16 protein-coding genes are annotated in these 17,397 nt (G+C 64.5%); 4 read left to right on the forward strand and 12 right to left on the reverse strand.

From position 1 onward, the window contains the following. Window positions 1-227 precede the first annotated feature (227 nt). Window positions 228-515, forward strand: coding sequence for a GIY-YIG nuclease family protein (locus tag HNS03_RS15805; protein ID WP_367196607.1), 288 nt, complete (start codon window positions 228-230; stop codon window positions 513-515). A gap of 438 nt (window positions 516-953) precedes the next feature. Further along, on the forward strand, window positions 954-1,580 hold the full coding sequence (locus HNS03_RS15810; RefSeq protein ID WP_367196777.1) for a hypothetical protein: 627 nt from the start codon (window positions 954-956) through the stop codon (window positions 1,578-1,580). On the opposite strand, the gene HNS03_RS15815 is transcribed toward HNS03_RS15810, so the two are convergent. The 6 genes from HNS03_RS15815 to HNS03_RS15840 form a co-directional block, all read right to left on the reverse strand. Continuing rightward, window positions 1,524-2,345 carry a biosynthetic peptidoglycan transglycosylase gene (locus HNS03_RS15815; protein WP_367196608.1) on the reverse strand — a complete coding sequence of 274 codons (822 nt, stop codon included), beginning with the start codon at window positions 2,343-2,345 and terminating at the stop codon, window positions 1,524-1,526. The two genes, HNS03_RS15810 and HNS03_RS15815, sit on opposite strands and share 57 nt — an antisense overlap. Window positions 2,346-2,429: 84 nt before the next feature. Further along, the gene (gene uvrB, locus HNS03_RS15820) at window positions 2,430-5,123 is read right to left on the reverse strand and encodes an excinuclease ABC subunit UvrB (protein WP_367196610.1); all 2,694 of its coding nucleotides are present in this window, start codon (window positions 5,121-5,123) and stop codon (window positions 2,430-2,432) included. A gap of 47 nt (window positions 5,124-5,170) precedes the next feature. Next, window positions 5,171-6,196 carry a DUF1624 domain-containing protein gene (locus tag HNS03_RS15825; RefSeq protein ID WP_367196611.1) on the reverse strand — a complete coding sequence of 342 codons (1,026 nt, stop codon included), beginning with the start codon at window positions 6,194-6,196 and terminating at the stop codon, window positions 5,171-5,173. Window positions 6,197-6,463: 267 nt separating this feature from the next. Then, window positions 6,464-7,354 (reverse strand): LysR family transcriptional regulator, encoded by an 891-nt coding sequence (locus HNS03_RS15830; RefSeq protein ID WP_367196613.1) that lies wholly within the window; start codon window positions 7,352-7,354, stop codon window positions 6,464-6,466. A gap of 75 nt (window positions 7,355-7,429) precedes the next feature. Then, window positions 7,430-8,398, reverse strand: a complete 969-nt coding sequence (trxB, locus tag HNS03_RS15835; protein WP_367196615.1) for a thioredoxin-disulfide reductase — start codon at window positions 8,396-8,398, stop codon at window positions 7,430-7,432. A 210-nt stretch (window positions 8,399-8,608) separates the two neighbouring features. Then, window positions 8,609-9,616: a mitochondrial fission ELM1 family protein gene (locus HNS03_RS15840; RefSeq protein ID WP_367196617.1), complete on the reverse strand. Its 1,008-nt coding sequence runs from the start codon at window positions 9,614-9,616 to the stop codon at window positions 8,609-8,611. Between the two features lie 107 nt (window positions 9,617-9,723). Between HNS03_RS15840 and HNS03_RS15845 the strand changes: the two genes are divergently transcribed. Next, window positions 9,724-10,191: an Lrp/AsnC family transcriptional regulator gene (locus HNS03_RS15845; protein ID WP_367196618.1), complete on the forward strand. Its 468-nt coding sequence runs from the start codon at window positions 9,724-9,726 to the stop codon at window positions 10,189-10,191. A gap of 7 nt (window positions 10,192-10,198) precedes the next feature. On the opposite strand, the gene HNS03_RS15850 is transcribed toward HNS03_RS15845, so the two are convergent. From HNS03_RS15850 to HNS03_RS15860, 3 genes are all read right to left on the reverse strand, one after another. Continuing rightward, window positions 10,199-10,747 carry an LptA/OstA family protein gene (locus HNS03_RS15850; protein ID WP_367196620.1) on the reverse strand — a complete coding sequence of 183 codons (549 nt, stop codon included), beginning with the start codon at window positions 10,745-10,747 and terminating at the stop codon, window positions 10,199-10,201. Beyond that, window positions 10,744-11,412: an LPS export ABC transporter periplasmic protein LptC gene (gene lptC / locus HNS03_RS15855; RefSeq protein WP_367196622.1), complete on the reverse strand. Its 669-nt coding sequence runs from the start codon at window positions 11,410-11,412 to the stop codon at window positions 10,744-10,746. The genes HNS03_RS15850 and lptC overlap by 4 nt, the downstream gene beginning before the upstream one ends. 156 nt (window positions 11,413-11,568) lie before the next feature. Then, the gene (locus HNS03_RS15860) at window positions 11,569-12,183 is read right to left on the reverse strand and encodes a ribonuclease D (RefSeq protein WP_367196623.1); all 615 of its coding nucleotides are present in this window, start codon (window positions 12,181-12,183) and stop codon (window positions 11,569-11,571) included. A gap of 214 nt (window positions 12,184-12,397) precedes the next feature. On the opposite strand from HNS03_RS15860, the gene ftsH reads away from it, so the two are divergent. Further along, window positions 12,398-14,254: an ATP-dependent zinc metalloprotease FtsH gene (ftsH, locus tag HNS03_RS15865; RefSeq protein WP_367196624.1), complete on the forward strand. Its 1,857-nt coding sequence runs from the start codon at window positions 12,398-12,400 to the stop codon at window positions 14,252-14,254. Between the two features lie 107 nt (window positions 14,255-14,361). Here ftsH and nadC read toward each other — a convergent pair whose 3' ends face one another. The 3 genes from nadC to HNS03_RS15880 form a co-directional block, all read right to left on the reverse strand. Then, window positions 14,362-15,207 carry a carboxylating nicotinate-nucleotide diphosphorylase gene (gene nadC, locus HNS03_RS15870; RefSeq protein WP_367196625.1) on the reverse strand — a complete coding sequence of 282 codons (846 nt, stop codon included), beginning with the start codon at window positions 15,205-15,207 and terminating at the stop codon, window positions 14,362-14,364. An 11-nt stretch (window positions 15,208-15,218) separates the two neighbouring features. Continuing rightward, window positions 15,219-16,241, reverse strand: a complete 1,023-nt coding sequence (nadA, locus tag HNS03_RS15875) for a quinolinate synthase NadA (RefSeq protein WP_367196627.1) — start codon at window positions 16,239-16,241, stop codon at window positions 15,219-15,221. 185 nt (window positions 16,242-16,426) lie between these two features. Then, a complete protein-coding gene (locus HNS03_RS15880) occupies window positions 16,427-17,395 on the reverse strand; it encodes a hypothetical protein (protein WP_367196628.1) in 969 nt (322 codons plus the stop codon). Between the last annotated feature and the right edge of the window lie 2 nt (window positions 17,396-17,397).

Consider the following 17,397-nt stretch of genomic DNA (forward strand, 5'->3'; position numbering starts at 1 on the left):
AGGGCCAAACTCATCCTCGGTCGCGTCACGACAGACACGACCCGCGGAGTGACGGCCGCCTGACCGCGTCGGGAGGCCTCGCCACGCCTTCCGACGCTCAAGCAAACCACAAATCAAACACACAAGCGGAGTGTGAGGGGAGGCCGAGCCAATAACGGCAGCAGAGGAGGGCGAGCACTCCGCACATCCGGCGCGTCTTTCCGCACATATGGGCGTAAGCTCGCCCCATGGCCTTCACAGTCTATCTTCTAGCCAGCGGACCATCGGGCACCCTCTATGTCGGCATGACCGACGATCTTGCGCGCCGTGTGCACGAGCACCGGGAGAAGCTGCGCCGCGGCTTCACCCGGACCTACGGTGTCACTCGGCTCGTCTGGTACGAGATGCACGACACTCGCGAGGCGGCCTTCGCCCGCGAACGGCAGATCAAGAAATGGCGGCGGGCCTGGAAGATCGAGTTGATCCAGCGCATGAACCCGGAATGGACTGACCTCTACGAAACGCTTCAGAATTGAACCGGAGGGCATGGAGGCTCGCGGTTCATCTGCCGATCGTCCGTGGACGGTGATCATGCGGAGGGGGGTGCAGGTGCGCTCGGCTTCCGTCCACTCTCCACTATGCCTGTTTGCGGGCGCCAGCCCAGAGTCCGCCGGAACAGGTACGTGTGGCGTAAGCCCCACCCGCTCATTCCCGCGCAAGCGGGAATCCATAGGGCCTCTCGGGGATCATCGGCCCGGCGGCTCGGAGAACGGTAATCCGGATCGGCCGAACGGACGTCTCGAGTGCTTTTGAGTGCCGCCGCCTCATGATGGATTCCCGCTTTCGCGGGAATGAGCGGAGTGTGTAGGCTCCACATTACATGCTGGTATGATAACCAGAAATAATAAATCTCGCTTCCCGCTCTTAACACGGGACGCTAAAATTTCGCTGTAAGCCATGTTTTGGAGGCCGACATGATCGAAGGATTGTTGCTCTTGTTGATAACAATCGTTCTGTCGATTGTCGGCGCTGCTGTTGCAAGTTCCCTCCAGCACAAGGCATGGGAGGTTCAAAACAGAAGGTCGATAGAAGATGCTCAGCTTGTTCGAGCTCAGGAACTTTCGGACAAAATAGTACATCTAGCTGATCGTAGGATCTACAGGGCTCGGCGCCTTTGCTGGAGCTTGGAGGGGAATAGCTCTATTAGCCGAGATCGCGCTTTAAATGATTATAGAGAATCTGTCTTTGAATGGAACGATAGTTTTGGTTATATTAGGGCGAATTTATTATCTCTCTACAATTTCGATTGTGTTACTAATTTCGAAGAAGAAATTCATGCTGAATTCCAGAGTATAGGGTCTCTGTTGGAGCGTGCTCTCCGTGGCAGGTGTGTGCCGAGTCCAGCCCTTCAGAGGCGTTTGGACGTTCTTTCTAGCAAGTCTTATAAATTCACTGCTCGTTTGAAAGGGCCTATAAGAGAGAGAAATCTTCCCCATTTTGAAGATTTGGATGCTATTGAATACGAGAATGCAGATCGATTGTCATCAGTATATCTTGTAAAGAGGCTTTACGGTATAAGTACGAAGCCTCGCCGCATATGAGGCCCGCCGGCGCATCCGCTCGACCCATCGCGGTTCGATTTTTTCAAAGAGGGTGAATATTTCTTCCGTGGATCCGAAGGGTGGAGCTTTGGAAGCCCATACTTTATGTACAGGAATAACAATTTTTTTTGGTATTGGGTATACTAATAGGCTAGCTATAAAGTCAGCTTGATCCTTTTGTAATTGGGCGGCCGGCTTGCCGAATAGCATTATCGAAGGGGCATCTATGCCGGTCAAACGGTAGCCTGTATATGCAATGGACAAATAGGTTCGAAGAATTGTGAATTTCCGCTTTCTATAGCTTACAGCGTTCGCGACAATGCTCTCTCTTATTTTCCGAGAAATTGTCCTTCGGCGATCATCGAGCACGGTTCTAACCAACTGCTGCTCGATAGTGCTTATGCCTCCAACTCGACGAAAAGTGACGAGCTGGCGAACAACTCGTAGGCACGCACGGGGGAAATCCACTCCAGCGTGAACTAAAAATCGGCGATCTTCGAGTAGGAGAACGGACCACTCAATTTCAGAGATATTGTCATGTTCAAATAGTGAGCACTTGATCGGATACGCAAATCGTTGGTTATCGATCTCTTCGATGACCGCGTCAGCGGACTTATTTAAAGCTATAAGAATGCTTTTGGGATGCGGGGGCCAAATAACTCTTCGAGATTTAAAAGTATATCTAGCAAGATCTGGGGCACTGAGGAGATATCTCGCGATTCGCTGACGCGTTGCAGGTAACGTAAATTTATGACGCCAGCTCATCGGTCAGTTTTCTGTTCCATTGCCTTCGTAGCGTAGCATATCAGAGAATGCCCACGTAGCAGTAGATGGCCCCTATCACTCCCCCTACCGCTCCCGCTTCGGCAACGGCCCCCTGCGCTTCGGCTTTTCGGTGCGTCCCACCGTCATCTCGTCCAGTGTGTTTTTGCGGGCGCGGGTCTTGGGCTCCCCGTCCGAGCCGCGGCTGCCTCCGCCTGAGCCACCCTTGCCGGAACCGGCCATGCCGGCGCTGGCGCCGCGGGAGGTCCTGGTTGTCCCGGGATCGTCGGCGTAGGCGAGGGCGGCGTCGTTCAGCCGCTTGATCTCGTCGCGGATGCGGGCGGCCTCCTCGAACTCGAGGTTGGCGGCGGCGTCGCGCATGCGCTTTTCCAGGTCCTCGACGGTGGCTTCCAGGTTGTGGCCGATGCGGGCGCCATCCTCGGCAAAGCCGGTGTCGACGCGGACGTGGTCGCGCTCGTAGACCGACTCCAGAATGTCGCCGATGGAGCGCTTCACCGATTCCGGCGTGATGCCGTTTTCCGCGTTGTAGGCGAGCTGCTTTTCGCGCCGGCGCTCCGTCTCCGCCAGCGCCCGCTCCATGGAGCCGGTGGTGCGGTCGGCGTAGAGGATCACCTTGCCGTCGACGTTGCGCGCCGCGCGGCCGATGGTCTGGATCAGCGAGGTTTCGGAGCGCAGGAAGCCCTCCTTGTCGGCGTCCAGGATGGCGACCAGCCCGCACTCGGGGATGTCGAGGCCCTCGCGCAAGAGGTTGATGCCGATCAGCACGTCGAAGGCGCCGAGGCGGAGATCGCGGATGATCTCGATGCGCTCCAGCGTGTCGATGTCGGAGTGCATGTAGCGCACCCGCACGCCCTGCTCGTGGAGATATTCCGTCAGGTCCTCCGCCATCCGCTTGGTGAGCACCGTCACCAGCGAGCGGTAGCCGGCCTGGGCGACGGCGCGGACCTCGCCGAGCAGGTCGTCGACCTGGTGGCGCGCGGCGCGGATCTCCACCGGCGGGTCGACCAGCCCGGTGGGGCGGATCACCTGCTCCACGAACACGCCGCCGGCCTCCTCCATCTCCCAGGAGCCGGGGGTGGCGGAGACGGCGACCGACTGCGGCCGCATGGCATCCCATTCCTCGAAGCGCAGCGGCCGGTTGTCCATGCACGACGGCAGGCGGAAGCCGAACTCCGCCAGCGTCGCCTTGCGGCGGAAGTCGCCCCGGTACATGCCGCCGATCTGCGGGATGGTGACGTGGCTCTCGTCGACGAACACGAGCGCGTTGTCGGGCAGATACTCAAACAGCGTCGGCGGCGGCTCGCCCGGCTGGCGGCCGGTGAGGTAGCGCGAATAGTTCTCGATGCCGGGGCAGGAGCCGGTCGCCTCCATCATCTCCAGGTCGAAGCGGGTGCGCTGCTCCAGCCGCTGCGCCTCCAGGAGGCGGCCGGCGTCGTTGAGCTCGGCCAGGCGGGCGCGCAGCTCCGCCTTGATGGCCTTGGTCGCCTGGTTCAGCGTTGGCTTGGGCGTGACGTAGTGGGAGTTGGCGTAGACCTTCACGAACTCCAGCTCGTCGGTCTTGTGGCCGGTGAGCGGGTCGAACTCGGTGATCGATTCCACTTCGTCGCCGAACAGCGAGACGCGCCAGCCGCGGTCCTCGTAGTGGGCGGGGAAGATCTCGATGGTGTCGCCGCGCACCCGGAAGGTGCCGCGGATGAAGTTGATGTCGGCGCGCTTGTATTGCAGCGCGACCAGGTCGGCCAGAAGCTGGCGCTGGTCCAGCCGGTCGCCGACCTGGATGGAAAAGGTCATGGCCGTGTAGGTTTCGACCGAGCCGATACCGTAGATGCAGGACACCGAGGCGACGATGACGACGTCGTCGCGCTCCAGGAGGGCGCGGGTGGCGGAGTGACGCATCCGGTCGATCTGCTCGTTGATCGACGATTCCTTCTCGATATAGGTGTCGGTGCGCGGTACGTACGCCTCCGGCTGATAGTAGTCGTAGTAGGAGACGAAATACTCCACCGCATTGTCCGGAAAGAAGCTCTTGAACTCGCCGTAGAGCTGCGCCGCCAGCGTCTTGTTGGGGGCGAGGATGAGCGCTGGGCGCTGGGTCGCCTCGATCACCTTGGCCATGGTGTAGGTCTTGCCGGAGCCGGTGACGCCGAGCAGCACCTGCATGCGCTCGTGCTCGCCCACGCCCTCCACCAGCTCCTTGATGGCGGTGGGCTGGTCGCCCTTGGGCTCGTATTCCGACTTGATGACGAGCGGGACGCCGCCCTCCGACTTCTCCGGCCGGTGCGGGCGATGCGGGGTCCAGGTGCCGTCCTTGAATTCGGGCCGTCCGGTCTGGATCAGCTCTTCCAGGGCGGCGACGGTCTTGGTGACGGCCGATTCCGGCAGCGCCTCGGCATCTTCCAGGCCGATATCGAGGCCCGCGACGGGGTTGAGGCCACCGGCGGCACGCTCCTTGGCCGTCGCCTTGCCGCCCATGGAGGTGCCGCGGGCGGTCTTGGTGGCGCCGTCGGATTTCTTTGAACGGCCACCGGATTTCGGTTTGGCCGGCTTCGGGGTGGCCGGCTTAGCGGTGTCGGCTTCCTGGTCGGTCAACTCCTCGATCCGGCGGGCCCAGTCGCCGACCGGGCCGGAAAAGGCCTCGCCGGTATCGAACGACGCCTGCGGCGCCTCTTCGAAGCCGGAGGTGTCTTGAGCCGCGGAACCGGCCGTCTTGTGGCCGGATCCGGAGCGCTTGCGGGAGGGGGAGGGGGAGCCGGAGGTCATGAGACCAAATATAGAACGGACGGCCCCGCCGTGAAAGGGATCGGCTGCTACTGCCGACCCGACACGTTCGGTGGTTCGCCCTGGATCTGCAGTCCGCAGGCCTCGACGATCTGGTCGATCCGGTCCTGGTCCTGTGGCCGAAGCGTCTGGTTGACGGTGCGCTGCCACAGCCCAGCTTCCTCGATGTCGTCGGCGGCGCAGACGCAGATCGAGCGGCAGGAGGTGCGGTTGCCGAGCAGGGGCGTGCAGCGGTCCACGCAGGCGGCGACGAAGGTGGCGCGCTCCTGGTCCGTTGCCGCGCGCTGGCTCGGCACGCCGAGCGCGACGAGCCCGACAAGGCCGAACAGGATCGGCTGATGGGCGAGGTAGATCCACAGCGACTGGCGGCCCGACCAGGCGATCATTCGGGTGGCGCCATCGCGGGCGCGGAAGCGGCTCCAGGCTTCGCGTGGCCGTACGGCAAGCGCGATGCGGGCGACCGCCACGCCGGCGAAGGTGCAGCCGACCCAGGGGAAGATCGGTTCGTAGTCGTTGGCCGGCGGCGGGGGTAGCGAGCCGAGCCCGACCCAGGCGAGCCAAGGTGCGTCGAAGACGTCGAACTGGACGACAAAGGGCAGCGCGAAGAACAGGGCGGAAAGCGCGATCGGCACGATCAGAGGCGCACGGACCGACGGCAGCGCGATCAGGCTGGCCGCCGCGATGCAGTGCAGGATGCCGAAATAGATCCAGGCGTCCGGGAAGGTGAGGTAGGTCGCCACCGAGACCAGGGCGGCGGCCACGACCAGCACCGCCAACCGGGTGAAGAAGGGGCTCCAGCGGATCCCTTTGCGGTGGGCCAGCTCCAGGCTCACGCCGACGAGAAACAGGAAGCTGCCGGCAATCAGCCTGGCGAACCAGCGCCAGCCGGGATCGCTGTCCACGTCCCAGGGAACGAAGCCGTAGAAGCTCAGATCCCAGGAGAAATGATAGACGACCATCGCCGCAATGGCGATGCCGCGCAGAATGTCGACAAGGTCGATACGGCTCGGGCGGGAGGCGGGCGAAAGCTCCATGGCCGCCCTGATACGCTTCAACTTGGGCAGCGTCCAGGCGGTGATAGGGTCCGTTTGTCCGGAGCCGGTTCGCGAAGCGAATTCGGCGTGAGGGGGATTTTTTCTACGCAATTCCGGACGGAAAACCGGATCCCACTTTTCCTGGAATTGCTGACCCACCAGCGCGCGACTGCGCGCCGGCCGGGGGCCGCCCACCCGGAGCCGGTTCGCGAAGCGAATTCGGCGTGAGGGGGATTTTTTCTACGCAATTCCGGACGGAAAACCGGATCCCACTTTTCCTGGAATTGCTTAGTACGTCCAGGCTTCGGCCTTGGCGACCAGGAAATCGCGGAAGGCGCGCACGCGAGCCGTGGTCTTCAGTTCCGCCGGATAGACGAAATAGCTTTGGTAGCTCGGAAGCGTTTCTTCCGGCAGCACGCGGACCAGCCCGGAATCCGGCTCGATCAGATAGTCGGGCAGGAGCGCGATCCCGACCCCACGCTGGACGGCGCGCTTGATCGCCATGACGTGATTGACTTTGAGCACCGGCTTGCGCGGTTGGTCGACCGGACGTCCGGCGGTTTCGAGCCAGTTCATTTCGCGTAGATAGGTGGGGCCGGTTTCGCCGAAGGTGACGATGCGGTGGTCGTCCATGTCCTCCAGGCTCTCCGGGCTGCCGAACCGCTTCAGGTAGGTCGGCGAGGCGTAGATGTGGAAGTGGACGGTGAACAGGCGACGCTGGATCAGGTCCGGCTGGACCGGCTGGCGCAGGCGGATGGCCACGTCCGCTTCGCGCATGTTCAGGTTCAACTCGTCATTGTCCAGGATCAGGTGGAGCTGCACCTCCGGATAGAGGTCGACGAACTCGTTGATGCGCGAGGTCAACCAGGAGGCCCCGAGCCCGACCGTGGTGGTCACGCGCAAGGTGCCTGTCGGCAGGTCGCGGGAATCGGTTAGCCGCGCCTGAACCGCGTCGAGCTTCATGACCACCTCGCGGGCGGTACGGAACAGGTGCTCGCCCTGTTCCGTCAGCACCAGACCGCGTGCATGGCGGTGGAACAGGGGCACGCCGAGCTCCTGTTCCAGGGCTGAGACCTGCCGGCTGACGGCCGACTGGCTCATGTTGAGCGCTTCGCCCGCATGGGTGAAGCTGCCGGCCTGCGCGGCGGCGTGGAAGACCTTGAGCTTGTCCCAGTCCATCGGCCCCGTCGGACGCCGGTTCCCCGCGGCGTTCGTCCCTGTTCGGTTGTTTTGTTATCGAGCGGGAAGCGCTTTTCAGGCGGCCGCCGCGGCGTCGGTGTCGGCATGCTCGGCGATGAAGCGTTCCGCCTCGAGCGCCGCCATGCAGCCCATGCCGGCCGCCGTCACGGCCTGACGATAGGTCTCGTCGGTCACGTCTCCGGCCGCGAACACGCCGGGAATGTTGGTGGCCGTGGAGTCCGGCGCCGTCCAGATGTAGCCGGAGGACTTGAGCTGGAGCTGATCCTTGAACACCTCGGTCGCCGGCTGGTGGCCGATCGCCACGAACACGCCGTCGACGGAAAGCTCGGTGGTCTCTCCGGTCTTGATGTTCTTCAAGCGTGCGCCGGTAACGGCAAGCGGCTCACCGCCGCCGAGCACCTCGTCCAGCACGCAGTCCCAGACCACCTCGACCTTGGGATGATTGAACAGTCGATCCTGCAGGATCTTTTCCGCGCGTAGATGGTCGCGGCGGTGGACGAGCGTAACCTTGCTGGCGTGATTGGTCAGGTAAAGCGCCTCCTCGACGGCCGTATTGCCGCCGCCGATCACCAGCACCTCCCTGTCGCGATAGAAGAAGCCGTCGCAGGTGGCGCAGGCCGACACGCCGAAGCCCTTGTAGAGGGTCTCCGATTCCAGGCCGAGCCACTTGGCCTGGGCGCCGGTCGCCACCACCAGCGCGTCGCAGGTGTAGGTCGTGCCGGAGTCGCTCTGAAGCGTGAACGGACGCTTGGAGAGATCGGCGGAGGTGATCACGTCATAGAGGATCTTGGTGCCGACATGCTCGGCCTGCTCGCGCATCTGCTCCATCAGCCAGGGGCCCTGGATCACGTCGGCGAAGCCCGGATAGTTTTCCACGTCGGTGGTGATGGTCATCTGGCCGCCCGGCTGAATGCCTGCCACCATCACCGGCTCGAGCATGGCACGCGCGGCATAGATCGCGGCCGTGTAGCCGGCGGGGCCGGACCCGACGATCAGAAGCTTGGTGTGCAGCGTGTCGCCCATCGCTCTCGTCTCCCGTCTCAAATCGAGCGGGACGGGTCACGCGCCTTCCGGCTGCGGGACCGAGCCCCAGCTCCTCCAGCATATATAGGACGCTTACCCGAATTGCCGGAATGGCGACCCGGAGCGTGCCTTGTCAAGCCGCGCCCATCGAACGCGTCTCCTGAGAGCACCCGGCGCCTAGTCGGCATCGCCCGATGCTCTCGTCCTTCATCACGGTCGTGCCGGTTTTCGCGAAAAACCGGCACCCGCATTTTGCCCCGGGGCATTTCCGCCCGGCGCTTCCAAAAGCCGCTCGCGGATCGCCGCGGCAACTGCCGCGGTGGTGTCGAACGACGGATACGAAGCCGCCGGCCACGTGCCGTCGAACCAGCGCATGGCGCCATGCGCGACCATGGCCTCGTGAAAGCGACCGAATTTTGCCCGTCCGCCCGGAAGCGGCCAGGCCAGGATGGGTTTCCCCGTAAAGCTTGCCTCGCCGATCATATTCACGCTGTCGCAGGTCACCACGAAAGCGTCTGCACCACCGTAGATGCCGAAAAGCGGATTGTCGCCCTCGCCGCGCCAGATCCAATGCGGAGTGGCCGCGAGCCGGGCCTCGAGGACGTCCACATTGTCCTCTCCCGTCCGCCGCGACGGGGTGATCACCAGGCTGACATCGTGGCGCGCGGCGAAGGTGGCCAGCGCGTCACCGAGGGCGGCTGCCTCGTCCGGACCGAACCGATAGCTTTGGCTCGTGCCTCCCACCAGGACGCCGACCCAAGGCGTCGGCAGGTCGGGGAGGCGGGCTCGCAGATGAGCCGCCGCGACGGCGAGCCCGTCCTTTGTCAGTCGGTTCGGGCTCGTTACGGATGTGATGACGTTCGGTCCGGAAAGCCGGTCATGGGTATTGGCCCAGACCAGATCGAAATCGGCGGGATTGGTGCGCGGGGCCTGGATCGCCACCACCAGCGGGCGAGGGGACTGCCGGCGCGCGATCGCCCGGGCCAGGGGAATCGCCTGGCGGCCGGAGGCGAGCACGAGGTCGGCATCGGTGGCGATATGGTGCGACAGCGACGGTTGCGCCGGGCCATGCGGCGCCAGCCACGACCAGGGCGGACGCAAGGTCACGCGTAGGATGTCCGGAGTCGCGCCGAGTGCCTCGGCGACGCCGACGCACTGGACCTCGTGGCCCATTTTGCCGGCCGGGACGATGACCAGGGTGGAGGGCGCGTCACTCATCCGACACGGGCCGATCGCGCCCGACACGCGGCCGAGACAAGCTCCGGGCTTGCGGCGACGCCCGCTCTCGGGTTCTTGAGGGGCTGCGAATTGGCGGAAGCGACGCGATGACCCTGCACCTCGATGCCGTGGACTGGAAGATCCTGAAGGAGCTTCAGTCGAACGGCCGGATCACCAACGTGGAACTTGCCCGGCGTGTCGGGATCTCCGCGCCGCCCTGCCTGCGCCGGGTGCGCGCGCTGGAAGAGGCCGGGGCGATCCGCGCCTACCGGGCGCTTCTGGACGAGCACCGGCTGGGTTTCGAGATCTCCGCCTTCGCGATGGTGAGCCTGACCGGGCAGAGCGAGGCCGATCTGCAGGCGTTCGAATCGCGGGTGGCGGATTGGGAAATCGTGCGCCATGCCTGGATCATGTCCGGCGATATCGACTTCATGCTGGAGTGCGTCGCACCGACGTTGAAGGCTTTTCACGATTTCGTGCTCAGCGAGCTCGTGGCTGTGGATAACGTCGACACGGTGCGCACCGCACTGACGATTCGCGAAGTGAAGAACGCGCCGCGGGTGCCGATCGTCTGACCGGCGCCTACTCCTGTTTGGCGCTGTTGGGAACCAGAAGCACCCGCACACGCGAATCCGACAGAACCTTCGCCCGCCCGGTGGCGAGATCCACGGTCAGCTTGTCGCCGTTCACCACGTTCGGCCCCTGGGTCAGCGTCACGTTGCCGTTCAGCTCCAGGATGTTGGTCTTCATGTCGACGTTGCCGGTGTCGCCGGTCGCGGTCTGCTCCTTGCTGGTGACCACGACGCCGCCAGTGGCTTCCAGGCTCGAAATCTGCTGGTCCTGGCCGCCAGTCGTTCCGCTTTCGCCGCTGGTGGCCGCGCCGCCGCCCTCATAGTGGACGATGAGCTTGGCCGCCTTCATGCGGGAGTCGCCTTGAACCACAACCACGCTGCCGGAGAAGATCGCCAAGCCCTCCTGGTCGCGCACCTCCAACTCGTCGGATTCGATCTGGATCGGCTCGTTCGATTCGCCGCCCAGACCGGAGAAGCCCGTCTCGAACGTCTGGGCGGAGAGTGGCGTCGCCCAGACCAGCGCCATGGCGAAGAAAGCGATCAGTCGGCGCGGGGTCATGGCATGCCTTTCATTTGACCGCGGAGCGTCAGGTGGACGTCGCCAACGAAGCGAACCACCTTGCCTTCGTCCTGAATGTCGACGGAATTCGCCGAAAGGTCGAATTTTTCCGACGTGATGTTCACCGGCTCGTCCGACACCATCGAGCCGGCCTTGAAGTCGAGCGTGGCGTTGGAGAGGTCCACCTTGTAGCCGTCGGTGGTGGTCAGAACGATGCCGTCGTTGAGCGTCAGCCATTCGTCGTCGGTGTCGAACAGGCCGCTGCGGCTGTTCATCGTAACGGTCTGGTCGTCGCTTTCCGCCAGGGTCGCCACCAGATCGGTCAGCGCGATCCGGGAGGTGTCGGCGAAGCTCTGCACGGCCTTGCCGGCGCGCACGTGATAGGCGCGACCATCGTTGAGCCGGCCGGCGAGGTTGGGATCGTTCATCTCCAGCCCTTCGCTGGTGACGTTGATCGACCCGATCCCCGGAATCGGCAGGAAGGATTGCACCGCCGCCATGCCGAACGTCACCACAACGATCGCAAGCCCCGTCAGCGGCAGCACCAGACGCAGCGTTTTCACCAGACGCGTGTGACGGCGCGCGGCACGGCGCTGGCGCTCGCGGCGCGCACCGGCGGCCCGGTCGTTGGGCTGATCGAGGAAACCGATATCGCTGGCGGTCATCGTCCTTCCAAAACCGGCGTTGCGTCGGCTTGAGGCGGAGCCGTCACACAAAGAAGCGAGGTCTTGCCCCCGCATTTAAGATCCAAACTATGAAAAACTAGCTTGGATTTTCGGCGAAGCTGCGACCATGTCGGCGTTTGCGCACGCCGCTGCGGATCACGAATGCGCGAAAATGTCGTCCTCGGCGAAGCCGGCCAGATCGAGTTTCACCCGGGTCGGCAGGAAGTCGAAGCAGCTTCGGGCAAGCGCCATGCGCTCCTCGCGCTCCAGCAGCGTCGAGAGCCGGTCCTTCAAGGTATGAAGATAGAGCACGTCGGAGGCGGCATAGGCGAGCTGGGCGTCGGAGAGCTTGCTCGACCCCCAGTCGGAGCTCTGCTGCTGCTTGGAGATGTCGACCTCGACCAGCTCGCGCACCAGATCCTTGAGGCCGTGGCGGTCGGTGTAGGTGCGCACCAGGCGCGAGGCGATCTTGGTGCAGAACACCGGCTCCGGCATCACGCCGAAGGTCTTGTAAAGGATGCCCATGTCGAAGCGGGCATAGTGAAAAATCTTCACGACCGACGGGTCGCCGAGCAGGGCGACGAGATTGTCCGCCGTCTGCTGCCCCTTGGCGATCTGGACCAGCTCGGCGTTGCCGTCGCCGACGGAGAGCTGAACCAAACACAGCCGATCGCGGAACGGGTTAAGCCCCATGGTCTCCGTGTCGATTGCGACGCTAGCAACGTCGCCGAGCGGGGCGGGAAGATCGCGATCGTGAAGGCGATTGGTCATGACGGGTCGGATGAACCTTGTGCGGTTGCGGGGACGGCGGGCGCCTGCGCTCGGAAACGCGGACGATGGCCGTTGTTTTCGTTAGTATAGCGGCGATCGGCGATCAATCCGCACGCGGCCGGGATCGCGGCGATTGAGAAATGCCAATGTCGCCGGACCGCCGTCGTGTCAGCGTCGCGGCGAAACCGATTTCGAACACCGCTTGGACAGGCTCATGAAGGACCACGTCAAGGAAAACGCGCCGTTCCACATCGTCTATTGGATTGCCGCGATCCTCGGCGTCATCATGCTTCAATATCTGGTCGCTGGTGTCGAGCAGACCGCGCGGGTGCCCTATAGCGAATTCGCCCAATATCTGCAGGACGGTCGGATCGAGGAGGTCTCGATCTCCGATCAGTTCATCCGCGGCAAGCTCACCTCGCCGCTGCCGGACGGCGAGACGCGGTTCATCACGACCCGGGTCGACCCGGCCTTCGCCGCCGATCTGGAGAAATACGGCGTCAAATTCTCCGGCGAGGTGGAAAACACCTTCCTGCGCGACTTCCTGTCCTGGGTGGTTCCGACGGCGCTGTTCATCGGGGTCTGGTTTTTCCTGATCCGCCGCATGATGGGCGGGGCGGCGGGCGGCGGCCTGATGCAGGTCGGCAAGAGCCGGGCCAAGGTCTACGTGGAGTCCGACACCAAGATCACGTTCGACGACGTGGCCGGGGTCGACGAGGCCAAGGACGAGTTGAAGGAGATCGTCGCCTTCCTGAAGGATCCGGCCGACTATGGCCGTCTTGGTGGGCGACTGCCGAAAGGCATCCTGCTGGTCGGCCCGCCCGGCACCGGCAAGACGCTTTTGGCCAAGGCGATCGCCGGCGAGGCCAAGGTGCCGTTCTTCTCCATCTCCGGCTCCGAGTTCGTGGAGATGTTCGTGGGGGTGGGCGCTGCGCGGGTGCGCGACCTGTTCGAGCAGGCGCGGGCACGGGCGCCGGCGATCATTTTCATCGACGAGCTGGACGCGCTCGGGCGCGCCCGTGGCGTGGGACCGCTCGGTGGCGGCCACGACGAGAAGGAACAGACGCTGAATCAGCTCCTGGCGGAGCTAGACGGCTTCGATTCGTCGACCGGGCTGGTGCTGCTTGCCGCCACCAACCGGCCGGAAATCCTCGATCCCGCGCTGTTGCGCGCCGGCCGCTTCGATCGCCAGATCCTGGTCGATCGGCCGGACAAGGTCGGCCGGGTCCAGATTCTCAACGTCCATCTGAAAAAGGCGAAGATCGCGGCGGAAGTGAACCCGGAGACCCTCGCCGAACTGACGCCGGGCTTCACCGGGGCCGACCTCGCCAATCTCGTCAACGAGGCGACCTTGCTTGCCACCCGCCGGGGGGCGGACGCGGTTTCCATGGACGACTTCACGCGCGCGGTTGAGCGGATCGTCGCCGGGCTGGAGAAACGCAATCGGCTCCTGAACCCGAAGGAGCGGGAAGTCGTCGCCTATCACGAGATGGGGCACGCGCTGGTGGCCATGTCGCTGCCCGGCTCCGACCGGGTGCACAAGGTCTCGATCATTCCTCGCGGTGTCGGGGCGCTCGGCTACACCATCCAGCGGCCCACCGAAGACCGCTTTTTGATGACCCGCGAGGAGCTGCAGAACAAGATGGCCGTGCTCCTGGGCGGGCGCGCCGCCGAATGGGTCGTCTACAACCACCTGTCGACGGGTGCGGCCGACGATCTCGTCAAGGTGACCGATATCGCGCGCGCCATGGTCACCCGCTACGGCATGTCGGACACGCTCGGTCATGTCGCGCTCGATCGAGAGCAGCAGACCTTCCTGGCTCCGACGGGACCGATGGCGGCACCGGCCCAGCACGATTACGGCGAAAAAACCGCCGACGCGATCGACGCGGAGGTAAGGACGATCGTCGACCAGGCGTTCGAGCGGACGGTGGCCCTCTTAAAGGAGCGGCGCGACCTTCTGGAGCGCACGGCCAAGGCCCTTCTCGCCAAGGAGACCCTCGACGAGGCGGACCTCGTCGACATCTCCAAAGAGGTGGCCGCTCTCGGCAGGGCGAACGCGGCCGAGTAGAGGGATCCGGACGGATATCTGGTGTCCTGGAAACATCTTCCCGCTCGCATGAACGGGACCGGCACGACTATGTTCCGGATACCGGATTCGAGCTCCGCCGCAAGCGCTCAGTCGACGACGATGTCGAGGCCGAGATCGAGCGCCTTGGAGGAGTGGGTCAGCCAGCCGGCCGACAGGATGTCGACGCCGGTCTCGGCAATTGCCGGAGCACTCTCCAGGGTGATGCCCCCGGAAGCCTCGGTGATGGCGCATCCGGCAACGATGTCCACCGCCTGAGCCAGCGCCTCCGGCCCCATATTGTCGAAGAGCACGGCATCCGGCGCGGCCGGCATGGCTTCGCGGAGTTGATCGAGGGTGTCGACCTCCACCTCGATCTTCACCAGATGGCCGACCCGGGCGCGGATCGTCTCGATCGCAATCGCGACCCCGCCGGCCACGGCGATGTGGTTGTCCTTGATCAGCACGGCGTCGTCGAGCCCGAACCGGTGATTGGCGCCGCCGCCGGCGCGCACGGCCGCCTTCTCCAGCGCCCTGAGACCAGGCGTGGTCTTTCGGGTGCAGGTGATCTTGGCCTTGGTACCGGCGACCGCTTCGACCAGCGCGGCCGTCGCCGTCGCGATCCCGGAAAGCCGGCAGGCGAGGTTGAGGCCGACCCGCTCGGCGGACAACAGCGCCCGTGCCTTGCCTTCGACGGTGAGAACCGCGTCGCCGGGGGCAACCCGGGTCCCGTCCGGGGCGTGGACCGTCAGCCGCGCGGCCGGGTCCATGAGCGCAAAGGCGATCTCGGCACAGCGCACGCCGGCGACGGTGCCGGGCTGGCGCGCGACGATCGCCGCCTTGGCGGTGCGTTCGGGGCCGATGAGGGCGTCGGTGGTGAGATCGCCGGCGCGGCCGAGATCCTCCAGAAGCGCGGATCGGACGATCGGTTCGATCAGGAGATCGGGAAGCGACATCAACGTGGTCCTCACTTCACCGCCAGCATGCGTTCCACCGCGACGCGGGCCTTTTCGGCGATTGCCGGATCCACGGTCACCTGCGGCTGAAGCGTTTCCAGCGCCCGGCGGATCTTCGGCAGCGACATCAGCTTCATGTGCGGGCAGAGGCCGCACGGCTTCATGAACTCCACGTCGGGCGCTTCCGCCGCGATGTTGTCGCTCATGGAGCATTCCGTCAGAAGCAGCACGCGGGCGGGGCGCTTCTCCTTCACATAGGTCGCCATTTCCGCGGTCGAGCCGGCGAAGTCGGAGGCCGCAATCACCTCCGGCGGGCATTCCGGATGGGCGATGACGACCACGCCGTCGACGGCATCGCGGTAGCCCTGAATGTCGTTGGCGTCAAAGCGCTCGTGCACCTCGCACTGGCCCTGCCAAGTGACGATCTCGATGTCCGTCTTGCTCGCCACGTAGCTCGCCAGATAGCGATCCGGGATCATGATGACCCGCTTCACGCCCAGGGATTCCACGATCTTGATGGCGTTGCCGGAGGTGCAGCAGATATCGGATTCCGCCTTCACCTCGGCGGAGGTGTTGACGTAGGTGACGATCGGCACGCCCGGATAGGCGGCCCGCATGGCGCGCACGTCCGCGCCGGTGATGGAATCGGCGAGCGAACAGCCGGCGCCGGTGTCCGGGATGAGCACGGTCTTGTCCGGGCAGAGGATCTTGGAGGTCTCCGCCATGAAGTGGACGCCGGCCTGGACGATCACATCGGCGTCGGTCTCCGCCGCCTTGCGCGCAAGCGCAAGCGAATCGCCGACGATATCCGCCACGCCGTGATAGATCTCCGGCGTTTGATAGTTGTGGGCGAGCACAATCGCGTTGCGCTCGCGCTTCAACCGGGCGATCGCGTCGATCTCCGGCGCGACCAACGGCCATTCGAAAGCGGGAATGATCCCGTCGAGCCGCTGTCTGGCGGCCTCGGTCCGTTCCGCAACGGCCGGAGTGAAGGGAAGCGGCGCGTGCACGTCATGTTCGACGGAAACGGCCATGGCGTCCTCCTTTTGCTCATAGTGAGCATTTCTTGGGCAGCCATCGACGTCAGGCGCAAGGTGCCGGCGGCCGCGAGAAAGGATTGGGACGGCGCAATGGCCGCTCCCGCATGTCATGACGGCCGGCGATCCTTGTCCTCGCCAAACCGTCCTTATGCTCAATTAGAGTATAATAGCGCTCGCCGTCAAGGATAGCTTGCGCGCCGGCTGGCCGTCAGCCGCACGCCGGGGGCGGGCCGTTCCAGCATGACGTCTTTGCGGAAGCGGACGAGCTTGGCCGGCCGGCCGCCGGTGCGCACGGCGACGCCGCCGGTTTCCTCCACCAGACCCTGGCTTGCCACCAGGCGGCGGAAATTCTGCTTGTGAAGGGGCACGCCCGACAACGCCTCGGCGGTGCGCTGCAACTCCGACAGGGTGAAGGCGGGCGGCATCAGCTCAAACAGCACCGGGCGATATTTGATCTTGGCCCGCAGCCGACTGACGGCGGTCGCCACGATCCGCCGGTGATCGGAGGTCATGGCGACGCCAGGCACGGGCGCCAGCCCGGCCGTGGGTTCTTCTCCGGCGTCGACGGCCGCTTCGGAAACCAGGCCCGCTTCGTAGAGCAGCTCGTAGCGCTCCAGGGCGCGCTCTTCGTCCCAGGCCGCGCCTTCGGTGGCAAATGCCAGCCGGACACGCTCGGCCCGGGCCGGATCGCGGTTGCGGCCAGTTCCGATCCAATCGGAGAGCCGTTCGAGGACGCTGGCGAGCGCGGGCGGGTCGCCGTCGCGCCGATCCTCCCAGGGCAAGAGATCGTACCAGGGCCGCCAGCTTCCCTGGATCGGCGCGCGCTCGCCGGGAACGGGCACCAGCGCCAGATAGGCGATCGAGACCCGGCGATGGGCGAAATGCTCGGCGGCCTCGGCACCGGTCGTCGTGCGGTCGCCGAAGGTGTAGAGCTGCTCGACATAGCCGAGCCGGTAGCCGGTCTGCTTTTCCACCCAGCTGCGCAGGCCGGCCTGGAGTGTGCGGTGATCGGAGCGCAGCGGCCCGTAGGGAAGGGCCGGGCGCGGCTCCTGTTCGACGGTGAGCACGTGCGGCGCGCGATCGTCGACGCTGATGACAACGGCGGTCAGGTCGACGCGGACCCGGCTTTCCTGTTTGTCCGGCGCCATGG

It is taken from the genome of Amorphus sp. 3PC139-8, from assembly GCF_040750475.1.
Taxonomy (GTDB): Bacteria; Pseudomonadota; Alphaproteobacteria; order Rhizobiales; family Amorphaceae; genus Amorphus.

Excerpts from the sequence above, each read along its gene's own strand:
- HNS03_RS15805 (WP_367196607.1), top strand. The coding sequence starts at position 228 with ATGGCCTTCACAGTCTATCTTCTAGCCAGCGGACCATCGGGCACCCTC.
- HNS03_RS15810 (WP_367196777.1), top strand. The coding sequence starts at position 954 with ATGATCGAAGGATTGTTGCTCTTGTTGATAACAATCGTTCTGTCGATT.
- HNS03_RS15815 (WP_367196608.1), bottom strand. The coding sequence starts at position 2,345 with ATGAGCTGGCGTCATAAATTTACGTTACCTGCAACGCGTCAGCGAATC.
- uvrB (WP_367196610.1), bottom strand. The coding sequence starts at position 5,123 with ATGACCTCCGGCTCCCCCTCCCCCTCCCGCAAGCGCTCCGGATCCGGC.
- HNS03_RS15830 (WP_367196613.1), bottom strand. The coding sequence starts at position 7,354 with ATGGACTGGGACAAGCTCAAGGTCTTCCACGCCGCCGCGCAGGCCGGC.
- trxB (WP_367196615.1), bottom strand. The coding sequence starts at position 8,398 with ATGGGCGACACGCTGCACACCAAGCTTCTGATCGTCGGGTCCGGCCCC.
- HNS03_RS15840 (WP_367196617.1), bottom strand. The coding sequence starts at position 9,616 with ATGAGTGACGCGCCCTCCACCCTGGTCATCGTCCCGGCCGGCAAAATG.
- HNS03_RS15845 (WP_367196618.1), top strand. The coding sequence starts at position 9,724 with ATGACCCTGCACCTCGATGCCGTGGACTGGAAGATCCTGAAGGAGCTT.
- HNS03_RS15850 (WP_367196620.1), bottom strand. The coding sequence starts at position 10,747 with ATGACCCCGCGCCGACTGATCGCTTTCTTCGCCATGGCGCTGGTCTGG.
- lptC (WP_367196622.1), bottom strand. The coding sequence starts at position 11,412 with ATGACCGCCAGCGATATCGGTTTCCTCGATCAGCCCAACGACCGGGCC.
- HNS03_RS15860 (WP_367196623.1), bottom strand. The coding sequence starts at position 12,183 with ATGACCAATCGCCTTCACGATCGCGATCTTCCCGCCCCGCTCGGCGAC.
- ftsH (WP_367196624.1), top strand. The coding sequence starts at position 12,398 with ATGAAGGACCACGTCAAGGAAAACGCGCCGTTCCACATCGTCTATTGG.
- nadC (WP_367196625.1), bottom strand. The coding sequence starts at position 15,207 with ATGTCGCTTCCCGATCTCCTGATCGAACCGATCGTCCGATCCGCGCTT.
- nadA (WP_367196627.1), bottom strand. The coding sequence starts at position 16,241 with ATGGCCGTTTCCGTCGAACATGACGTGCACGCGCCGCTTCCCTTCACT.
- HNS03_RS15880 (WP_367196628.1), bottom strand. The coding sequence starts at position 17,395 with ATGGCGCCGGACAAACAGGAAAGCCGGGTCCGCGTCGACCTGACCGCC.